Annotated in this window: 4 protein-coding genes; 1 reads left to right on the forward strand and 3 read right to left on the reverse strand. The window is 61.2% G+C overall.

Features of this window, described 5'->3' with window-relative positions:
• Positions 1-78: 78 nt before the first annotated feature.
• The 3 genes from ACOVRJ_RS04280 to ACOVRJ_RS04290 form a co-directional block, all read right to left on the reverse strand.
• Complete coding sequence (locus ACOVRJ_RS04280; RefSeq protein WP_422042659.1) at positions 79-789, reverse strand: amino acid ABC transporter permease; 711 nt, start codon at positions 787-789, stop codon at positions 79-81.
• Between the two features lie 156 nt (positions 790-945).
• Positions 946-1836 carry an amino acid ABC transporter substrate-binding protein gene (locus ACOVRJ_RS04285; RefSeq protein ID WP_422042660.1) on the reverse strand — a complete coding sequence of 297 codons (891 nt, stop codon included), beginning with the start codon at positions 1834-1836 and terminating at the stop codon, positions 946-948.
• Between the two features lie 206 nt (positions 1837-2042).
• The gene (locus ACOVRJ_RS04290) at positions 2043-3176 is read right to left on the reverse strand and encodes a DSD1 family PLP-dependent enzyme (protein WP_422042661.1); all 1134 of its coding nucleotides are present in this window, start codon (positions 3174-3176) and stop codon (positions 2043-2045) included.
• Positions 3177-3267: 91 nt separating this feature from the next.
• On the opposite strand from ACOVRJ_RS04290, the gene ACOVRJ_RS04295 reads away from it, so the two are divergent.
• The gene (locus tag ACOVRJ_RS04295) at positions 3268-4176 is read left to right on the forward strand and encodes a LysR family transcriptional regulator (protein ID WP_422042662.1); all 909 of its coding nucleotides are present in this window, start codon (positions 3268-3270) and stop codon (positions 4174-4176) included.
• Positions 4177-4645 lie beyond the last annotated feature (469 nt).

Genomic DNA, 4645 nt, shown 5'->3' on the forward strand with positions numbered 1-4645 from the left:
TTAGCTGGAACGAGAACCACAGACCCTTGAGCACAAAGCTCGAGATCGTGTGCCAGGTGAAGAACGAGAAATCAAGATTCATTTCGCGCCCCCGAGAATGCCGGGCACCTGCACGCGGTTCTCGATGAACAACGCAAGCCGGTTGATAGTGAACGCGGAGATGAAATACAGGCCGGTGACCGCGAGATAGACCTCAATTCCGCGCGACGTTTCTTCCTGCACCTGCATTGCGAAGAAGGTCAGCTCCATGATGCTCACGGCAAACGCCACCGATGAGTTCTTGACGATGTTCATCGACTCCGACGTCAGCGGCGGGATGACGATGCGAAACGCCATCGGCAACAGCACGTAGCGGTAGGTCTGCGGCAACGTCAGCCCGACGGCCAGACCGGCATAGCGCTGACCTTGGGGTAACGCCTGGATGCCGGCGCGGACCTGCTCAGAAATGCGAGCGGACGTGAAGAAGCCGAGCGCGAACACTACCAGGATGAACGACGGCACGCCGCGCAGCGTCAGGAAGATCGACGGCAATACGTGGTACCAGAGAAAGATCTGTACCAGCAGCGGAATGTTGCGGAACAGCTCCGTCCACACTGTGCCGATCGCGACGAACCACCTGTTAGGCGTGGTTCGCAAGATGCCCACCAAGGAACCGAAAAATAGCGCCACGACTAGCGCGAGCGACGCCACCGACAGCGTCCAGCCCCAGGCCGACATCATCCACTCGAGGTAGGTCTGTCCTCCCCCGGTGTCTTGCAGGAACACCTGCCAATCCCACGTGCTGCTCAAGGCGGTCTCCAGTCGTTCTCACGACGCTTGTTGTTTGTTGGTTCGACCGTCGGCCAAGGTGCCGACAAAGAAGGAGCGCGGCCCACGCTCTTGGGGAGTGCGAACGCCTGGGGGAGCGCGGGTGCGGTCACCCGATCACACTGCGTTCGCGACCGATCACTTCACGACGTACTCTTCCATCGGTTTGTCGTTCGGGCTGGCCAGGGCTTGCTTGGTCGATTCGCTCATGGCGAGGCCTACCTTGGTGTTGCCTGGTGGGATCGGCTGCATGAACCACTTGTCCCACAGCTTGTTGATCTCGCCCGAAGAAATCATGCCCTTGATGCTGTCGTCCACAGCCTTCTTGAACGCGGGGTCGTCCCGACGCATCATGATGGCAATCGGCTCGACCGACAGCACTTCGCCGACGATCTTGAAGTCGGCCGGCGCCTTGGAGCGAGCGATGTTGCCAGCGAGGGTAGCGCCGTCAATCACGAACGCGTCTGCACGGCCTGATTCGAGCAGCAGGAAGCTATCCGAGTGGTCTTTGCCAAACACCTCTTTAAAGTTGACGCCGTTGGCGCGCTGGTGTTTGCGCAGCGTCTGCACCGAAGTGGTGCCGGTGGTGGTGGCCACGCGCTTGCCTGCCAGATCACCAATGCCGTTGATACCGGAGTCCGCGCGCACGGCAATGCGAACTTCGTCGACGAACGTGGTCACCGCGAACGCGACGTCCTTCTGACGCGTCGCATTGTTCGTGGTGGAGCCACACTCGATGTCCACCGTGCCGTTTTGCACAAGGGGAATGCGGTTTTGCGATGTCACCGGCTGGTACTTGACGTCCAGCTTGGCCATGCCGAGCTGCTTTTGGATGTCGCTCAGCGCGCGCTGGCAAATCTCAACATGGTAGCCGGCGTAGCGGTCGTTGCCCAAGGTGTAGCTCAATGCCCCGGATGACTCGCGGACGCCCATGGTCACCGAGCCGGTGTCCTTGATTTTCTTCAGGGTGTCGGCCTGGACCGCTGTCGCTGCAAATGCAGCGACTAGGACAATCATCGACTTGTTCATAAGAAAAACTCCTTGTTTGAGGTTGGTGGCGGGACTGGTGTGTTGTCACGTGTTCACTGGGCGATCCAACAGCTGCAGGCTCACGGCACCGGCAGCGTCAGTACGCACAGTGGTGATTGCGTACCCGTCCATGACGCAAATCGGGTGATCGGTTGTTGGGTTAACAAACATCACGGTGGCTTGATGCGGTTCGCGCGAGATCCGCGTTACCAGCCGTAGAACCGCGACCACTCCTCCGTGCGGCCATCCGGGCGCAGCGCCTGATAGTGCGGATACTGTGCGCCGGTCGCGCAGGCATGGTTCGGAAGAATGCGCAGCCGTGTCCCAACGGGGAAGCGCCGTGCAATGTCGGCGTCCGGCTCGCCTGATCGGGACACGATGCCGTGCTCCTGGTTCGCGCTGCCAAGGATGAAGCCGGGCAGGAGCTCGCCTTCCTGCATGCAAACCTGGCCATAGCCGAAGTCGCGGCGTTGCTTCTGCGTGCCGCGATCGCGGCTCATGGCCATCCAGCCGGCATCCACGATCGCCCACCCCTTCTCCACTTGGTGGCCGATGACCGTGGTCAGCACGCTCAGCGCGAGGTCGTCGGTCGAGCAGACCCCGACGTTGTGCATCACGAGATCCTGGAAGACATAGACCCCCGCGCGCACTTCGGTCACACCGTCGAGTCGCTTGGCCTCCAGCGCGGTAGGGGTGGAGCCGATGCTGACGCCCGGACAGACCAGGCCTGCAGCACGGATACGCTCGGCCGCGTGGACGGCGCCTGCCCGCTCCTGTTCGGAGATAGCGACTAGGCTCGTTCGGTCGCTGCACTCGTAGCTTGACCCCGCATGCGTCATCACGCCCCCCAGTATTGCGCCTCCGTCGACGAGCGCCCGCGCGATCTCGATCAGCACATCGTCCTCCGGCTTGACACCGGAACGGTGGCCGTCAGAATCGATCTCGATCCAGACCTCGAAGATGCCCGCGTGCTGGCGCGCGAACGTCGTGATCGTTCGTGCGCCTTCGAGGCTGTCCGTGATCAGCTTGAGTTCGCAGCCCTGTTTGCGGAGGTCATGCGCCGCGCTAAGCTTCGTCGCGACGATACCAACGGCGTATAGGATGTCTGTCAATCCGGCTTCGAAGAACTGCTGCGCTTCTTTCAAGGTCGAGACGGTAATGCCCTGGGCGCCTGCGGCGATCTGCGCACGCACCACAGGCAGGCACTTTGTCGTCTTCACGTGAGGACGAAAGCGCACGCCAAGCTCGTCCATACGCCGCTGCATGCGATCAATGTTTCGCTGCATGCGTACCGTGTCGATGATGGCTGCCGGGGTTTTCAGATTGTTAAGTGCGGTCATGGTGGCTGTATTTGTAACGACGACGTCAGTATGTGTTGTCATACCCCTGTTTTGGTTAACGGTGAGGTACTCCAGCATTTATCATGAGTGAATGCCTGATCTTGAAGACCTACGTTTATTCCACGCCTTGGGAGGTACAGGATCGCTGGCCGCCACAGCCCGGATCTTGGGCGTGACACCGCCCGCTCTTACCAGCCGCCTGAAGCGCCTGGAAGCGGATCTCGGCGTCAGCTTGGCCGTTCGTAGCTCGCGCGGCGTCCGACTTACGGAGGAAGGGGAGCGGTTGCGCGATGAGGCGAGTGCGGTCCTCTTACGCATTGAGGGGCTGGCGGAGGTGGTCGCCGGTGACAAGGGGCCGCTGGCAGGCTCGCTGCGCGTGGCGGCGCCTTTCGGCTTTGGACGGGAACACCTCGCGACCATCGTCCGCGACTTCCACCGCGCCAACGGCGGAGTGACCATCAATGTGCGGTTGTCGGACAACCCCTTGCGCGACGCGACCACAAACGATGTCGTCATTCACATTGGTGGTCTGCGGGACTCGACCTGGGTGCAACACTTGCTGGCGCCGAATCGGAGGATCCTTTGTGCCAGCCCGGATCTCGCGCGCCGTCTTTCAGGGACCTTGACTCACCCCAGCCAACTCGCGCAGTTGCCGTGCCTGCGGCTGTCCGAGAACGACGAGGACTTGGTGCGGTGGTCGTTTTTTAGGACTGGCCAAGGCAAGCCTGTCAGCGTGCGGATCCTTGGGCCGCTGTCATCAAACGACGGCGCGATGATCACCAGTTGGGCTCTCAACGGCCTCGGGGTCATGGTTCGATCAGAGTGGCAAGTGGGGCCACTGATTGCGAGAGGCAAGCTGGTCGAACTTCTTCCCCAATGGCGAATGCACGATGCGCCGGTGCTTGCGCTTACCAAGACGAGACTCGGCATGCCCAGACGTGTCCGTGCCTTCCTGGATGCGTGCAGATCGGGGCTCTCGCCAGCCCCGTGGAAGCTCTGAACGCGGTTATCGAAAACTGTGTCGCTCAGAGCGATCAGGCCAACCCATCCAAAGCAGACGTTTGCGAAAGGCAGCAAGGGGCCGAAGATGCGAATTCGTGGCGGCTCAAGGTAAGTGACGTTCTGCACGGTGGTCCTGCCGGCCAACGTCAGCTTGCGGCCATCCTTGGCGAAGCCTGATCCCGGTCAAGAGCAGCCTTTCCGTGCCGGACGCTGAGCTATCGGTTCAGACTGTTTACGCGGTTGACATTCGCACCCAATGGAAGCGGCGTCACTCGCGCGGGCGTGGCCTGGGGAGTACATGACCTCTTGCCGAAGCACGGGATGGAGAGAGTCTTCCATCCCGCCCCTCTTTTCCCGAACACGTACGTATTGAAAGTACGTATTCGGGGCCCGCACAGGGCCTGGGGGCCCCCTCAGCTGAACGGGCTGAAATCCGGCCGGCGCTTTTCGAAGAAGGCCTGGAAGGC

This window comes from Roseateles sp. (assembly GCF_049240545.1).
In the GTDB taxonomy this organism is placed as follows: domain Bacteria; phylum Pseudomonadota; class Gammaproteobacteria; order Burkholderiales; family Burkholderiaceae_C; genus Paucibacter_A.

Excerpts from the sequence above, each read along its gene's own strand:
- ACOVRJ_RS04285 (WP_422042660.1), bottom strand. The coding sequence starts at position 1,836 with ATGAACAAGTCGATGATTGTCCTAGTCGCTGCATTTGCAGCGACAGCG.
- ACOVRJ_RS04290 (WP_422042661.1), bottom strand. The coding sequence starts at position 3,176 with ATGACCGCACTTAACAATCTGAAAACCCCGGCAGCCATCATCGACACG.
- ACOVRJ_RS04295 (WP_422042662.1), top strand. The coding sequence starts at position 3,268 with ATGCCTGATCTTGAAGACCTACGTTTATTCCACGCCTTGGGAGGTACA.